Annotated in this window: 17 protein-coding genes; all 17 read right to left on the bottom strand. The window is 35.3% G+C overall.

Annotated elements, in window-relative coordinates; genetic code table 11:
* Positions 1-99: 99 nt before the first annotated feature.
* A complete protein-coding gene (gene coaE / locus C7K42_RS02605) occupies positions 100-696 on the bottom strand; it encodes a dephospho-CoA kinase (protein ID WP_014124879.1) in 597 nt (198 codons plus the stop codon).
* Entirely contained in the window at positions 693-1,541 is an 849-nt protein-coding gene (mutM, locus tag C7K42_RS02610) for a DNA-formamidopyrimidine glycosylase (RefSeq protein WP_014124880.1), read from the bottom strand. Before mutM ends, coaE begins: the two co-directional genes overlap by 4 nt.
* Before the next feature lie 14 nt (positions 1,542-1,555).
* Positions 1,556-4,201, bottom strand: coding sequence for a DNA polymerase I (gene polA / locus C7K42_RS02615; protein WP_103099524.1), 2,646 nt, complete (start codon positions 4,199-4,201; stop codon positions 1,556-1,558).
* Positions 4,202-4,364: 163 nt separating this feature from the next.
* Positions 4,365-5,045: a Bax inhibitor-1/YccA family protein gene (locus C7K42_RS02620; RefSeq protein WP_014124882.1), complete on the bottom strand. Its 681-nt coding sequence runs from the start codon at positions 5,043-5,045 to the stop codon at positions 4,365-4,367.
* A complete protein-coding gene (locus C7K42_RS02625) occupies positions 5,038-5,508 on the bottom strand; it encodes a MaoC/PaaZ C-terminal domain-containing protein (protein ID WP_014124883.1) in 471 nt (156 codons plus the stop codon). Before C7K42_RS02625 ends, C7K42_RS02620 begins: the two co-directional genes overlap by 8 nt.
* Positions 5,509-5,587: 79 nt before the next feature.
* Entirely contained in the window at positions 5,588-6,925 is a 1,338-nt protein-coding gene (gene murC, locus C7K42_RS02630) for a UDP-N-acetylmuramate--L-alanine ligase (RefSeq protein ID WP_014124884.1), read from the bottom strand.
* A gap of 101 nt (positions 6,926-7,026) precedes the next feature.
* Positions 7,027-7,488, bottom strand: coding sequence for a SprT family protein (locus tag C7K42_RS02635; protein ID WP_014124885.1), 462 nt, complete (start codon positions 7,486-7,488; stop codon positions 7,027-7,029).
* Positions 7,485-9,662, bottom strand: coding sequence for a Tex family protein (locus C7K42_RS02640; protein WP_170157593.1), 2,178 nt, complete (start codon positions 9,660-9,662; stop codon positions 7,485-7,487). The genes C7K42_RS02635 and C7K42_RS02640 overlap by 4 nt, the downstream gene beginning before the upstream one ends.
* A 79-nt stretch (positions 9,663-9,741) precedes the next feature.
* Entirely contained in the window at positions 9,742-10,476 is a 735-nt protein-coding gene (locus tag C7K42_RS02645; RefSeq protein ID WP_014124887.1) for a metallophosphoesterase, read from the bottom strand.
* Positions 10,477-10,505: 29 nt separating this feature from the next.
* Entirely contained in the window at positions 10,506-10,877 is a 372-nt protein-coding gene (locus tag C7K42_RS02650) for a VOC family protein (protein ID WP_014124888.1), read from the bottom strand.
* Positions 10,878-10,890: 13 nt separating this feature from the next.
* Complete coding sequence (locus C7K42_RS02655; protein ID WP_103099523.1) at positions 10,891-11,274, bottom strand: DUF1149 family protein; 384 nt, start codon at positions 11,272-11,274, stop codon at positions 10,891-10,893.
* A 102-nt stretch (positions 11,275-11,376) separates the two neighbouring features.
* Positions 11,377-12,420, bottom strand: coding sequence for a SepM family pheromone-processing serine protease (locus C7K42_RS02660; RefSeq protein ID WP_014124890.1), 1,044 nt, complete (start codon positions 12,418-12,420; stop codon positions 11,377-11,379).
* Positions 12,410-12,904: a pantetheine-phosphate adenylyltransferase gene (gene coaD / locus C7K42_RS02665; protein ID WP_014124891.1), complete on the bottom strand. Its 495-nt coding sequence runs from the start codon at positions 12,902-12,904 to the stop codon at positions 12,410-12,412. Before coaD ends, C7K42_RS02660 begins: the two co-directional genes overlap by 11 nt.
* A 2-nt stretch (positions 12,905-12,906) precedes the next feature.
* Positions 12,907-13,461, bottom strand: coding sequence for a 16S rRNA (guanine(966)-N(2))-methyltransferase RsmD (rsmD, locus tag C7K42_RS02670; protein ID WP_061840465.1), 555 nt, complete (start codon positions 13,459-13,461; stop codon positions 12,907-12,909).
* 33 nt (positions 13,462-13,494) lie between these two features.
* The gene (locus tag C7K42_RS02675; RefSeq protein WP_014124893.1) at positions 13,495-13,809 is read right to left on the bottom strand and encodes a YlbG family protein; all 315 of its coding nucleotides are present in this window, start codon (positions 13,807-13,809) and stop codon (positions 13,495-13,497) included.
* A complete protein-coding gene (locus C7K42_RS02680; RefSeq protein ID WP_014124894.1) occupies positions 13,799-14,224 on the bottom strand; it encodes a YlbF/YmcA family competence regulator in 426 nt (141 codons plus the stop codon). Before C7K42_RS02680 ends, C7K42_RS02675 begins: the two co-directional genes overlap by 11 nt.
* Positions 14,221-15,336, bottom strand: a complete 1,116-nt coding sequence (locus C7K42_RS02685; RefSeq protein WP_014124895.1) for a CAP-associated domain-containing protein — start codon at positions 15,334-15,336, stop codon at positions 14,221-14,223. The genes C7K42_RS02680 and C7K42_RS02685 overlap by 4 nt, the downstream gene beginning before the upstream one ends.
* Positions 15,337-15,350 lie beyond the last annotated feature (14 nt).

Below are 15,350 nucleotides of genomic sequence, written 5' to 3' on the forward strand. Positions count from 1 at the left end.
GTTTTTATAAAAATTCTTATTAATATTATAACATGAAACCTTCCTATACTAACAGTTTAAGGACAAAAAAACTCTAGAAATGACTAGAGTTTTAAAGCTTTATAAAAATTGTCTTTTTTTAAGCCAAGAAAAAATTTGTTGGCGGATAGATGATAGGCTTTCTTGATTGTCAAAAATAATATCCGCACGTTTCTTTTTTTCTTCAATGGAAAGTTGACTAGCAACTTTTTTTTGCGCTTCTTTTTTTGTTATACGATCTCTTTTCATTAAACGCTGTACTTGTAAGTCTTCAGGGATATAAACTACCGCCACTTGATCCATATACTTATCATAACCAGCTTCATAAAGTAAAGGAATATCAGCAATAACTAAAGAAGAAACAGCACTTGCTCGCTTAATTTGTTCGATAATTGCTTCTTGTAAAAAAGGCGCAAGTAGCGCATTAAGTGCCTGTCTTTTTTTTGTATCACTAAAAATTATTTGACCTAACTGTTTGCGATTTAATGAGCCGTCTGAACAAAGCACACTGCTTCCAAAAGTTTCAACAACCTTTTTTAACCCCGCTGTATTCGGCTCAACGACCTCTCTTGCAATAATATCAGCATCAACTACAGAAAAGCCGTACTGTTTAAAAATATTAACAACTGTGCTCTTTCCTGTAGCTATGCTTCCTGTGATACCGAGGATAAAACTCATGACAGCTTCCTCCTCTTTAATTTCTGACAATGCGGACAAAAATGTGTGCCTCTTTGCGCCACTTTAATTTTTTTAATAGGCGTTTCACATCTAGGACAGGGTTCACCTGTTTTACCATAGACATTTAAACTCACTTGAAAAAATCCTGCCTCACCTAAAGCATTTTTATAAGAACGAATGGTTGTCCCACCCGCTCTAACTGCTTTAGCTAAAATAGCAATAATTGCCTGGTGTAAACTTTCTGCTTCTTTTTTTGTTAAAGTGCGAGCTGGCTGTTGAGGATGAATTTTAGCTAGCCATAATACTTCATCCGCATAAATATTTCCTAGACCTGCTACAACTTTTTGATTAAGTAACAGAGGTTTTATTAAAGAAGAAGAATGTTGTAGTTTTTTCTCAAATGCTTGCAATGAAAATTCTTCTTCTACTGGTTCTGGTCCCAATTGCTTAATCCCTTTATAAAACGGATATTGTCCTTTTTCTACTAAAGCCATGCGTCCAAATTTTCTTACATCATGATAGGACAGTTGACTCCCATCTGTAAATTTAAATATCACATGAGTATGTTTATCAACCGGAGCTTCAGTATTCTTTGGTGTATATTCGTACTTACCTTCCATACGTAAATGAGAAATCAAATCAAAATCAGTAAATTCAAAAATTAAAAATTTCCCTCTACGCGCAATATCATTGATAACTTGTCCGATTAGTTTTTGGCAAAATGTATCAACTGCCGGTGATTCAATGATTTTAGGCCATCTAACAATAACTTCTGCAACAGTTTTGTCTTGGACAAGGGTAACTAGCCCTTTTCTAACTGTTTCTACTTCTGGCAATTCCGGCAACTGTACACACCTCTTTATTTTGCATCATACCAAGTTTTCCCCCAACTACTTTCGGTAATCAACGGAACATCTAAATGAACAGCATTTTCCATAACTTCTTTTACCAATTGATCTAGTGTTTTAAGTTCACTTTCTGGAACTTCAAAAACTAACTCATCATGTACTTGTAAAAGCATGTTCGTTTCTAGTTGTTTTTCTTTTAATTGTTTATCTAATTCGATCATAGCAATTTTTAAGATATCAGCAGCGCTACCTTGAATCGGTGAATTAATCGCTGTTCTTTCGGCAAAAGATCTTAAGTTAAAGTTTCTAGAATTAATATCCTCAAGATAACGACGACGATGATAAAGCGTCTCAGCGAAACCTTTTTCCTTTGCTTGTTCTACAGAATCGTTCATATATTTTTTCACGCCAGGGTAGCGTTCAAAATAAGTATCAATATAATTTTTGGCTTCTTTACGAGAAATACCTAGGTTTTGTGATAAACCATAATCTGATATACCATAAACAATCCCAAAGTTTACTGCTTTGGCTTGACGTCTGATATTAGCTGTTACATCTTCAGGTTTTTCAATATCAAACACACGCATAGCAGTACTGGCGTGGATATCTTGGTTTTCATTAAATGCCTCTTGTAAATGCTCATCTTTTGAAACATGAGCAAGCACGCGCAATTCAATTTGTGAATAGTCAGAAGAATAAATGACCCAGTCGTGCTTTTGCGGAACAAAAGCTTGTCGAATTTTTCGTCCTTCTTCTAGACGAATAGGTATATTTTGTAAGTTTGGATCGACCGAACTTAGACGCCCTGTTTGTGTTAAAGTTTGCAGATAACGCGTGTGAACTTTACCATCTTGTAAAATGACTTTTAAAAGTCCTTCAACATAAGTTGACTGGATCTTAGCAATCTGCCGGTATTTTAAGATATTTTCAACAATCGGTGATTTATCTTTTAACTGCTCTAAAACGTCAACAGCCGTCGAGTAACCTGTTTTGGTCTTTTTAATGACAGGCAAGTTCATCTTTTCAAACAAAATATGCCCTAGTTGTTTAGGCGAATTGATATTGAATTTTTCTCCAGCTTGCTCAAAGATTTTTTCCTCAATTTTTTGTAAGCTTTGAGCAAATTCATCCTTCATTTGATTCAATCGTTGGGCATCTACTGTAATACCTGTTATTTCCATTTCAGCTAAAATGGAAGAAATAGGAGCTTCCAAATTTTTATATAGATCGAGTTGATTTTTATCTTTAAGCTCACCTTCTAATTTAGGCGTAAGCCATTGAATAGCCTTGATTTTTCTTGCTAAATGGGCAAAAAACGTCTCATCATCTTCGGGTAGACCTTTTTTTGCACCCTTACCATAAACAGCCACATCTGATTGGATATCTTGATAATCATAATGTGCACAAATCCCTGCAATATCATCCGTATTATCTGTATTGTCCAATAAATAAGCAGCAACCAAAACATCAAAAGAAAAACCTTCAGGCAAAGCAATGTAACGATTCAACGCTACTTGGGTGCTTTTTGCGTTATAGACTCTTTTTCCTCTACTTTTATCGGTTAACCAGTTTTTAAAAGCCTTATTTTCAAAAATCTTATCGCTTTTTGTGACATAAATTTTCTTATCGTTACCCCATACAACGCCTACAATATCTTCTACATGATAATTTTCACCCAACATTTCGACATATAAAGCCATTTCATCGGTAAACATTTCTTCTGTCGGTTCATCAACCACTTCAAATAAAATGTCCTCCATCTTATTTTCTTCTTCTCCGACATCCAAATTATCCAAAAATGTTCGGAAATTCATTTCTTTATAAAAAGGAACAAGTTTATCCAAATCGCTACCTTCATATTTTAAAGAATCAATAGAAACATCAATAGGAGCAGATATATTTATTGTGGCTAATTTTTTCGAAAGTAAGGCAGTTTCTTTATCATTAATTAGGTTTTCTTTCATCTTGCTTTGTTTCATCTCATCAATATGTTCGTAAACACCTTCAACAGAATCATATTGATTTAATAATTTGATTGCAGTTTTATCCCCAATTTTTGTTACGCCTGGAATATTATCAGACGAATCTCCCGCTAGTCCTTTCATATCGATAATTTGTTTAGGTTTTAAACCATCATATTTTTCAGCAATATGGGCTGGCGTATAATCTTCTGTATCACTGACACCTTTTTTGGTAATCGCGACTTTTACATCATCAGTTGCTAACTGGGTTAAATCCCGATCTCCTGTGAGAATAGTAACATCAAATTTATCTTTATCTACTTGCTCGGCTAAAGTACCGATAATATCGTCTGCTTCATAGTTTTTTAACTCATAATAAGAGATGCCAAGGCCATTAATCAACTCTCTTATATAAGGAAGCTGTTCATTTAATTCTCCCGGTGTTTTAGCCCGTCCACCTTTATAATCTTCATACATTTCATTACGAAAAGTAGTTTTGCCTGCATCAAAAGCTACTAGCACATGGCTAGGCCTTTCTTTTTCCATGACATTTTCAAACATTAAATTAAAAGCGTAAATTGCATTGGTGTGAAGACCACTTGGATTTTTAAAACGTTCTAATGAACTGTGTAAGGCATAGAATGCGCGAAATGCAACACTATTACCATCTACCAGTAGTAATTTATTTTTTGCCATTTTTTTATCCCCTCACTCAAATTCTCTTTACCTATTTTAACAAACAATGAGGACGAAAGCGATCATTTATGGTTTGTTATCCTTAAGTAAACTAACGATTATTAAAAAAACGCTCCGAATGAAAAGAGAGGTTTTCTCAGAACATCGAAACGTTAAATTTCTTTTAATTTCTAGAAAAAATACGTAAGAAGGATAAGAATAGATTAATAAAATCTAGGTAAAGTTGTAATGCCATAAAGGCAGCAAAACCGGTATTATCTTGACCAGCTGTAGCAAAATATAAATTTCTTATTTGTTGATTATCATAAGCAGTTAAACCTAAAAAGATCGCGACTGTTAAATAGGATAAAAGATAATCAACAGCTGGACTTTGTAAAAAGAAATTGATGAGTGTTGCCACAATCACACCAATTAAAAGTCCAATCGCTGCACGACCAATTCCGCTTAAATCACGTTTTGTCATCGCCCCATATAAAGCCATAGCTAAAAAGGTAGCTGTCGCTGTAGCAAAAGCTTTTCCGACCAAGGCTTGCGTATACATCGATAAAGTAACCGATAAAACAAGCCCGTTTAACAGCGAATAAACAACAAAACCTGCGATGGTTAACGAAGGATTTTTTTGTGCTTTAGCGCTAAGCAAAACCACTAAAATGATTTCAGCCAACCATATGCCGGTTAATCCTAAAGGAAAGCTGTCGATAAAAGAAATGGTTTGTTCAAAAAACATCGTCATTGCTAAATACGCTGAAATAGCACTGATGCCAAGCCCTAAAGCAAAGATGCCATATACCTTAGCATAAAAGTGATTCACACCTTTTGCTTCAATTGCTGGATTATTATTCATTATTTTCCTCGCTTTCTTCTTCATAAATCATAGGAGGTTGAACCATAACGACCGCATCTAAAACCCGCTTTTCTTCAGTGTTAACAGCTTCTACAGAAATAGTCACGACGTCTTTATGTTTATCCACTTTAATAACTTCTAGTAAAAAAGTCAACATTTCGTAATGATAAACAGCTTCTACAAAATTAACCGATAAATTCACCACATGTGAACCGGGTCCTGGAAAGTGTTTTGAGATCGTACTGGTTACAATACCAATCAATAATACTGAAGGCACGAGCGGTTGCTTATAAATCGTTTTACGGGCATAATCATGCTGGATATACAAAGGATTCGCATCATTGGTCAAACCTAAATATAATAATAGCTGGTCATCTTCAATCGCTTCAGTCACAGACATGGTCTGCCCTTCTTCGATTTCATCAATTGCCTTTCCTAAATTATTTAACTTCCCTATATCCAATCAACTAGCCTCCTATGTCTATGATTTTTATTTTATTATTTTATCAACTATAAAAAAAGTGTCAAGCTAGCTAACGCTCTTATAATACACTTCGTGTTGTATTACTTAAAAGATCTTCATAGCTGCGTTCAAATTTTTGCACATCTCCGGCGCCCATAAAAATAATCACGCCATCTTTATGATCTAGAAGTGGAGAAACGTTGTCTTCTTGAATAACTTCGCCACCTTGATCAATCTTATTTGCTAAGTCTTCTATTTTTACATCACCAGCTTGTTCACGCGCAGAACTAAATATGTCACATAAATAAACACTATCTGCTAAATTAAGTGCTTCGACAAAATCATCCATTAAAGCAATGGTACGCGAAAAAGTATGGGGTTGAAAAACTGCCACGATTTCTTTATCAGGGTATTTTTGACGAGCACCGTCAATTGTAGCCTTAATTTCTGCTGGATGATGTGCATAGTCATCGACAATTACCATATCAGAGACTTTCTTTTCACTAAAACGACGTTTTACTCCAGAAAATGAAGCCATTTCTTCGGCAACTTCTTTCATATCAAAACCTTCTAAATGAGCCGTAGCGATAACACCTAAGGCATTATTGATATTATGTTGACCAAAAGCCGGCAAATCAAAGTGTCCGATGAAATCATCGTGGAAATAAACATCAAAAGCTGAACCAGTCGTGGTACGTGCGATATTTTCAGCCCGAATATCATCATCTGAATTCGCACCGTAATAATAAATAGGAACATCTGCTTCTAATTTTCGTAAATAAGGATCATCACCAAAAGCTAAGATCCCTTTTTTAACTTGCTTAGCCATGGTTTGAAAAGCAGAAAATACATCATCGATACTCTTGAAGTAGTCTGGATGGTCAAAATCGATATTCGTCATAATTACATAATCTGGACTGTAAGCTAAGAAGTGACGTTGGTACTCACAAGCTTCAAAAGCAAAAAATTCAGCATCGGTTCTTCCATGACCTGTACCATCACCGATTAAAAAGCTAGTCGATTCAATGCCACTTAGTATATGGGCTAATAAACCGGTTGTACTCGTTTTCCCGTGCGAGCCAGTAACAGCAATACTTGTAAAATGTTGAATAAAGTGTCCAATAAAGTCATGGTAACGAATGACTTCTAAACCTAACTCACGGGCTCGAACTAATTCTTCATGAGTATCAGGAAAAGCATTACCGGCTATCACAGTCAAACCTTCCGTAATATTATTTGCATCAAATGGGTAAATAGGAATATCAGCTTTTTCTAAGCCAACCTGAGTGAAAAAATACTTTTCTACATCAGATCCTTGCACTTGTTCTCCTTGTTCATGCAAAATTAATGCCAAAGAACTCATTCCTGAGCCTTTAATCCCTACAAAATGGTAGATTTTTTTATCTTGATTTGTCATTATTAGAATCCTCTTTTCTCGGAAAAATTGATAACAACCAAAGCGTCATTACCAAACTGGAATATATTATCTAATAAAAGATAAAAAATAGCAAAAGATTTTTATTTTCCGATTTTTTTTGTATAGGTATATTGATATAGCAGTTTACCACTGCATTTACCACAAACAAAGCGTTGTGTATTAATTCTTTTTTGTCTAGTAATCGTCAACTGACAGTTTTGACACTTATACACATGAAAGCTTTGCTTCGTTCGAATATCTGGAGCATAGCGTAAACCACCCGTTTTTGTCAACAATTCTTTGAAATCTGCGTCTTTATGTTGAAAACCTTTATTTTCAATATGCAGATGGTAGTGGCATAGCTCATGTTTAATAATTCCAATAAAGATCTTGTGATCAAGTTTAGCCATCTTAGGGTTAAAATCTAAGTGGTGGTCACTTGCATGATATCTGCCACCTGTTGTTTGTAAACGTTGATTAAAAAATGCCTGATGTAAAAAAGGTTTATTAAAAAACTGTATGGAAATTTTTTCCACTAATAATTGTAATTCATCCTCAGTCATTTTGATTCTCCTGGATCGATCATCGTTAAACTTATGCGTCCTTTTTTCAAATCAACCTGTTCAATCCAAACAGTAACGATATCACCGACTGAAACAACATCAGTGGGCTGTTTAACAAATTTCGGACTCAATTTTGAAATATGCACAAGTCCATCTTGTTTAACACCTATATCCACAAAAGCGCCAAAATCAATCACATTGCGGACCGTTCCTGTTAATTGCATGCCTGCTTTCAAATCTTCCATCGATAAAACGTCTTTGCGTAAAAGCGGCGCGGGCATACTATCACGCATATCACGTCCGGGTTGAATAAGCGCGTAGATAATATCTTTAAGTGTTTCCACACCAATATCTAATTTAGCAGCCGAACTTTCCGGAGACAAACTTTCCAGCACTTCTTTAGCATAGGAAGTACCAACATCTGATAAATCCAATTGTAGGTTTTCTAGTAAGCTTTTGGCTGCAGTATAACTTTCCGGGTGAATGGCAGTATTATCTAAAATGTTTTTAGCTCCGAGAATCCGTAAAAAGCCAATGGCTTGTTCATAAGCTTTAGGACCTAAACGTGAGACTTTTTTCAACTGTGTTCTCTTCGTAAAAGCGCCATTTTCCTCCCGATAACTAACAATATTTCCTGCCGTTGTTTTATTTAAACCTGAAATATGTTGTAGAAGTTGCGGACTAGCGGTATTTACATCTACACCAATTTGATTGACAGCTGTTTCTACTACAAAATCCAACTGCTCATTCAATCTTTTTTGTGAAACATCGTGTTGATATTGCCCCACACCTACAGCTTTAGGATCAATTTTCACTAATTCTGCTAAAGGATCTTGCAAGCGACGACCAATACTAATCGCACTACGCTCTTCTACTTGTAAGTTGGGGAATTCTTCACGCGCAATCGTACTAGCTGAATAAACTGAAGCTCCAGCTTCATTGACAATTACATAGTAAACATCACGCGTAATCGATTGTAAATTTCTAGCAACAAATTGTTCTGATTCACGACTTGCCGTACCATTACCAATAGCAACCATATCTACTTGATAGTTTTCCACAAGTTGATTGAACTGTTCATCCGCTGCTTTTCTTTTTTCAGCAGAAGCAGGTTTATGTGGATATATCACTTCAATAGCAAGCACTTTCCCAGTTTCATCACAAACAGCCAGTTTACATCCTGTTCTATAAGCAGGATCAAAGCCTAGAACTGTTTTGCCCTTTAAAGGAGGTTGCAATAACAAGTTGCGTAAGTTTTCGCCAAAAATCGCGATCGCTTGTTCGTCTGCCTTCTCTTTTAATTCATTACGAATTTCACGTTCAATGGCAGGAGCAATAAAACGTTTATAAGCATCTTGATAAGCTGCAACCACTAATGAAGCAGCTGGAGATGATGCATCTTTTATTAATTGCCGATTTAGATAATTCAATATTTTTGTTTCATCGCTTTTAAGCGAAACCGTTAATATGCCTTCTTTTTCACCGCGATTACAAGCTAAAATCCGATGTGAAACTATTTTTTTAATAGGCTCTGAAAAATCGTAATACATTTCATAAACGCCTTTTTCATCTTTTTCTTTATCTTTTGCCTGACTTTCAAAGCGGCCATTTTGAAAAGTTTCATTACGAATCCAGCTTCTGAATTTGGCTATATCACCGAACTGTTCAGCCATAATTTCATGCGCTCCAGTTAGTGCGTCTTCGGTCGTGGCTATTTTTTCGTTGACAAACTCTTCTGCTTTAGCATAAACATCTGCTTGCGGAAAAGTTAATAACCATTGACTAAGAGGCTCTAATCCATTTTCTTTGGCGATAGTTGCCTTTGTCCTTCGTTTTTGCTTGTACGGACGATAAAGATCTTCCACTTGCTGCATTTTAGGAGATTTTAAAATCTTACTTTTTAAATCCGAAGTTAGCTTTCCTTGTTCCTCGATCAGTCGCAAAACTTCTTCTTTACGATTTTCCAAATTTTCCAAGTAATGATAACGTTCTTCAATTTCTCGAATTTGAACTTCATCTAAATCAGCGGTCATCTCTTTTCGATAACGGGCAATAAAAGGCACCGTGTTCCCATCATTTAATAAAGTTAATACAGTATGTATTTGTTTTGTGCGATATTGTGTTAATTCTTCCTGTAATAAAGGAAGAAGTTTTTCGTTAATTTCTTGCGCCATTTTGACACACCTTTCATTTCACATAACTTTTATTATAACATAAAAAAGAGAGAACTTTGTTTAAAAAGTCCTCCTTTCTTTAAAAATTAGGCTGCCAGCCTGCTGTCAGTTTGTGATATTCAATATCTTGTACGATGCCATCTTTATTAAAAATGACGCCATGAACTGAGCCGCCAAATACTGCGCCACCATCAATACCAATTTTGTGATCGGAAATCCACAAAGCAGTTGTCTGCATATCACCATATAATAAGGGCGTGATTGTATGTCCAAAGACAATTGTTTTCCCCGTATTATTTTTTCCTTGATGAAAAGGTTCCCTGACCCAAATAAAGTCCGGTGGGTTGGTCTTCTTCCAATCTTTTTTATTCAGATCAACCCCCGCATGGACAAAAATATATTTTTCCCACTCAAAATACAAAGGTCTTTCAACTAAAAACTGAAGCAGTTGTTTATAATAAGAACGAATAGTCATCGCGATTTCTGTTGGCGAGTACTCTTCACAACATCCTTTAAATAACAAACTCTCCATCGTTTCTTTACCACCATTTTGTACATAAGCTTGATACCAATCCTCAGGAGAATTTAAAAATTGTAAAAAGTATTCCTCATGATTTCCACGCAAATATATCGCATGATATTTTTCAACTAACTTTTTGCCTAGTAAAAAACAATCTTTACTCTTTTTGCCGCGATCGTTTAAATCACCGATTAAAACGAGTTGATGAATTACTGGATCAAAATCTTTTAAAAGTTTTTCAAACAGTGCCAATTCTCCATGAATATCACTAATCACATAAACATAAGGTTTCAAGATAAAAAACCTCCTTTGTCCTAAAGTCTTTAGGCTTCAGACACCGCAAAATAATTACCATCTGGATCAACGAAATTAAACACTAATGTTTCTTCCATTTGAATTAATTCTCCAATTTCAATCGGTAAATTTTCCATTTTTTTGTATAAATCAGTAATATTTTCCGCAAAAAACATCACTTGTGGTGGATTTGTAGCTACATCTGGAGACTGCTTTTCTATAAAGTTTCTATCATATAAGACAAAACTCATTTCCGCTTTTTCACTTGGCGCAATCTCCACTACTAAAGTGCCGTCTGTTTCTTGACTATCTATCACTGCAAAATCCAAAGACTGCCAAAAGTCAACTGCTTTTTTTACATCATCTACAAAAAGACTAATCTGTACTTTATTTGAAAACATCTTCTCCTCTTTTCTACTCTTTGCGTTCAAAATCTAAATTAACGCCTGGTTTATCAGTAATAATTTCAGTTACTTCATAAGTTAATCGTTGTAAAATATCAAATAAAGGGTCCATCAATTCATCAATTTCTTCTCTAGTCAAATCATCTTGACTTTGAATATTTTGATTGACAATATGATTGATTTGCCCCATAGCGCCCCGAATAATAAACTGCGAAAAGACGATCTCAAAACGCAAACGTGTACCAATGATACTGTTTTCCTTAGGATAGCTTTCATCAGGAGCTTTAAGTGGCGTTAGACCAATATTTATCCCCGTCTGAAGATCTGCTTCTTCTTTTTTTCGCTGGTCAAAATGATAAGCCTCCACTAACGGCTGTTGTCGTTTGATTTTCAAATACTTCACCTCTCAAATTTAAGTATAGCATAAATATATACGAAACAAAAAAATGGAAAATAACTGTTATAGCTTATTTTCCAGCTTTTACTCTTTATTTATTTAATCCATCTGTTTTAAATAATCAATAGCATCTTGTAAGGTTTTTACCGGAACGATTTTCATGTCCGTATCTAAACTATCAGCTGTCTCTTTAGCTTCCTGATAGTTAGATTTTAAGCCGGGGTTTTTCTTTAATACTTTTTTACTTATTGTATCATTGGGCGCAAAAAAGATTTGCGCACCTGCTTCATCTGCGCTGGCCACTTTTTTGTCAATACCACTGATTCGCCCGACTTTGCCTTTTTCATCAATGGTACCTGTTCCTGCGATATCTTTTCCTTTTCTCAAATCTTCTTCAGTCAGTTGTTCATAAATTTCTAGTGTAAACATTAAACCAGCAGAAGGTCCGCCAATATCCTCTACATCAAAATCAATATCGTCTTTTGAAGTAATATCTGTGTGATCTACTAAAGTAATGCCGATTCCTGCTTTTTGATTACTTGGTAGTTCTACCAGCTTGCCACTAGCTTTCTTTGTTTTATCATTATGTTCATAAGTTACTTTTACAGTGTCACCAATTGACTTTTGCTGAACATAATCCATAAAATCCTGGTTATTATCAAAGCTTTTTCCATCGACTTTCGTTACTGTGTCACCAACATCTATTTTTCCATTAAAGCTCGAATTTTCCATCACATTCATCACATAAACACCCTTATACTCAAAGTTATAAGGGCGCTTTGCCAACTTTAGCGCTTGTTGAATCGCTGCGTTTTGCGAGGATTCCATATAATAATTTTGCATCTGATCATATTCTTCACCACTCGCCCCACCGAAAAGATCTTCTTCTGAAACCAATTCTTCAAAAGGAGAAATCTTTGCTTTTATTGCTGTAACAACTGAAGCCTGCTGAACACCTACCGAAGTTAGGGAAAAAGAACCATCTTCCTGGTCTTTTTTATCATTAACAGTGATTAAATCTTTAAGTTCAATTGTAGAACCGGGCTTTTCAATATAATAGGGTAAAGGTAAAAAGACACTCGCGAAAATAGCGAGTGCAATGATCAAAAGTATTAACGTTTTTTTTAAAGAATCACGCTTCATCTTGTTCACGCTTCTTTTTTATGGCCTTGTAAACATTTTTTGGCAAATACTTTTTCACATCACCATAAAATAGCATCGTTTCTTTTAATAAACTAGAACTAATATGACTATACTCTGTTTCAGCCATCAAAAAGACCGTTTCGATATCAGGAGCTAAGTGACGGTTCATCGTCATGATTTCTTTTTCATACTCGTAATCATTAAAATTTCGAATCCCTCGTAATAAAAATTTTGCGCCCAGTCGTCTTGCCGTTTGTACAGTTAGCTCAGTTTCTTGTGAAATGACTTTAACATTGGACAGGTGCGCTAAAGCTTCCTTAGCTAATTGGACCTTTTCATCCGTTGAAAACAGAGATTTTTTATTCGTGTTGATAAAAATACCAACAATTACTTCATCAAATATCTGTGCGCCTCTTTCAATAGTAGATAAGTGTCCCATCGTTAAAGGGTCAAAACTTCCAGGAAATAATGCAATCTTTTTCATACTTACGCCTCATTTCTATAAATCGTTATTTTTGTTAAACCATAATTTTGTTTACGTACTTGCTGTAGAGGCTTTATCTCTTCAGGTAAATCAACATTTTTATCCGTTTCACAAATCACTAAACAATCTTGTCCTAATAAATTTAACTGTAAAAGTTGATCGATATCCTGTACGATCGTTTGTTTGGCGTAAGGCGGATCTAAAAAAACGATATCAAACAACGCTTCATCCTGAGCAAGTTGTAAAAGAGCTCTTTCTGCAGTTTGCTTTAAAGTCACAAATTTTTGCTCTTCTTTGGTTAAACGGATGTTTTCCTGAATTACTTTTAACGCTGGAAAATATTTTTCTACACAAACAGCACTCCTTGCTCCTCTGGAAATAGCTTCGATAGCTAAAGCCCCGCTACCAGAATAAAGATCTAACACATTTTCCCCATCAAAGTATGGACCGATCATATTGAACAAGGACTCTTTAATTTTATCTGTTGTTGGCCGAGTGGTGTCTTTTGACAAACTTTTTAATGCCATTTTTCGATAATTTCCAGATATTACACGCAAAATCGCACTTCCTTCCATTGGTTATACAAAATATCATTCACTAAGGTTTTCTTCATTGTTTTCTGAGACTTGAAAAGCAGCTTCAGTACCAACTGTTTCACCAAAACTCATATCAATATCTGGACGATATGAAATATCAACATCTCTTACAAAATGAAGACGATGTAAATTGTCGATGGTTTTTTGCATGTCTTCTTCATTAATATATAAAATAACGTATTTCATTTTGTTTGAAACATAATGAACAAAACCATAGCGACGCAAATTTTTCAATTGTTTTAGACTATATACCCAAACAACGAGCCCACGCCGTTTTTGCATCTCGAATGCTTTTGAACTATCCGCCATCGCAGTTCCCTCCTTTACCTAAATTGTTTTCAAAAAAAGGAGTGCCTGCATCCACCTTAACACCCTCAGAAACTGTACTCGCAACCTTACTTCCAATAGTATCTAATACTGACTGCAGGTCAGTTTCAGCTAAGCGAAATTCAGCAACTTTAGGATGAAGATCTAAAGTTCGTTTGGCTTTACGCAAGGCGAGTTGTTTTTTTCTGTAGTCAGGGGCGTATTTTCCATAAGCCGCGACCGTTTCAAAGTCCTCTTTTTTGGCTATAAAATCATCACGTAACACCCGTACGTTTTTATCTTCATACATTAGCCCCTTTTGCCTTAAATAATTTTGGAAAGTCGCACTTTTTACCAACACTTCGCATAAATCATCCATTTGATCCTCAATAGCAAATAATTGCTCATCATAAATCAATTACTTTCACTTTCCTCTGTTTGATAATCTAATTCTTTCCATAAGATTAACACATTTTCTTTTGAAAAGGCAACGGCTAAAGAGGCTTCATTTGAGGCTAACAACCGCTCGTTAAGCCTTGGTGTACTATACCAAGATAAAACTGAAAAACTGGGATCATAAACTGGCATCTCAAAGTGTCCAGAGATTGAAGGATCATCTAATAAATCGGTCATTTCGCTATCATTTAACATAAAAGTACCCGGTTCTTCCTCTTCAAATCGTTGCAGTTCTTGTAACCTTTCTGTGGTTAAAATATCTTCTTTATCATTGATAAAAGTAGCTAATGTTTTTTCACTAGTCATTTGAAGATTACTATCGAGTGAAAAAGTAGGTTGTTCCTTTCTTTTGCGTAATAACTGAAGGAAGTCACTTGTTTGCTGTCTTTTAAACTGATGAATTTCTTCCCAATCACTACCCTTTTCTTGCGCATAGCGAGGACCTTGATCATCAGCAACAGTATAAGGCGCAAGTTTTAATAAAGTTTCACTATCTAAATAATCAACAGCATATAACTGACTTTCTCCTTGCATCTGCTCAAAAAATAAAATAGCAAATGTTCCATTATCAAAAGCAATTAAAGGGCGATAGTTCATATCGTCTTCTTCAAGTTCTAAATCAATCGTTTCATCTTGATAGTCAATCGTAAAGTTTGGATAAACCATGGCAATTTTTGATAACTCATCCATAGTCATGCCGAATTTAAAAGGTTTGATTGTATCATCTTCTTCTCCTAAATACTTAATACTTTTAATGACTTTGTCTTCACTGTTGACTTCCAATAATTCATCATCTATTAAATAACGATTGATGGTAAAGGAGAAACCAGAAGCCATACTTTCTTCTGGTTGACCATAGTCCTGTTCAAATGCATCTAAGTCTTTTTCGATCCAATGTGCAAATCCTTCTGTTTCAATCGTTTCATAGTTCAAATTAGTAGCAGGGGGCGTTCTAGGAAGCTGCTTAGTTGTCTCATCTTCTGCTGGCTCTTGCGGAAACCAAATAGGTTGCATATATAATGCAAGAAGAAAAATAAGAAACAAACCTGTAAATAGGAGACTTCTTTTTTTCATGAGAATACAACCTT

This window comes from Tetragenococcus halophilus subsp. halophilus DSM 20339 (genome assembly GCF_003841405.1).
Classification (GTDB): Bacteria; Bacillota; Bacilli; order Lactobacillales; family Enterococcaceae; genus Tetragenococcus; species Tetragenococcus halophilus.

Bases quoted from the DNA above. Each gene is read 5' to 3' on its own strand.
- coaE (WP_014124879.1), bottom strand. From the start codon at position 696: ATGAGTTTTATCCTCGGTATCACAGGAAGCATAGCTACAGGAAAGAGC.
- polA (WP_103099524.1), bottom strand. From the start codon at position 4,201: ATGGCAAAAAATAAATTACTACTGGTAGATGGTAATAGTGTTGCATTT.
- C7K42_RS02620 (WP_014124882.1), bottom strand. From the start codon at position 5,045: ATGAATAATAATCCAGCAATTGAAGCAAAAGGTGTGAATCACTTTTAT.
- murC (WP_014124884.1), bottom strand. From the start codon at position 6,925: ATGACAAATCAAGATAAAAAAATCTACCATTTTGTAGGGATTAAAGGC.
- C7K42_RS02635 (WP_014124885.1), bottom strand. From the start codon at position 7,488: ATGACTGAGGATGAATTACAATTATTAGTGGAAAAAATTTCCATACAG.
- C7K42_RS02640 (WP_170157593.1), bottom strand. From the start codon at position 9,662: ATGGCGCAAGAAATTAACGAAAAACTTCTTCCTTTATTACAGGAAGAA.
- C7K42_RS02650 (WP_014124888.1), bottom strand. From the start codon at position 10,877: ATGTTTTCAAATAAAGTACAGATTAGTCTTTTTGTAGATGATGTAAAA.
- C7K42_RS02660 (WP_014124890.1), bottom strand. From the start codon at position 12,420: ATGAAGCGTGATTCTTTAAAAAAAACGTTAATACTTTTGATCATTGCA.
- coaD (WP_014124891.1), bottom strand. From the start codon at position 12,904: ATGAAAAAGATTGCATTATTTCCTGGAAGTTTTGACCCTTTAACGATG.
- C7K42_RS02675 (WP_014124893.1), bottom strand. From the start codon at position 13,809: ATGGCGGATAGTTCAAAAGCATTCGAGATGCAAAAACGGCGTGGGCTC.
- C7K42_RS02685 (WP_014124895.1), bottom strand. From the start codon at position 15,336: ATGAAAAAAAGAAGTCTCCTATTTACAGGTTTGTTTCTTATTTTTCTT.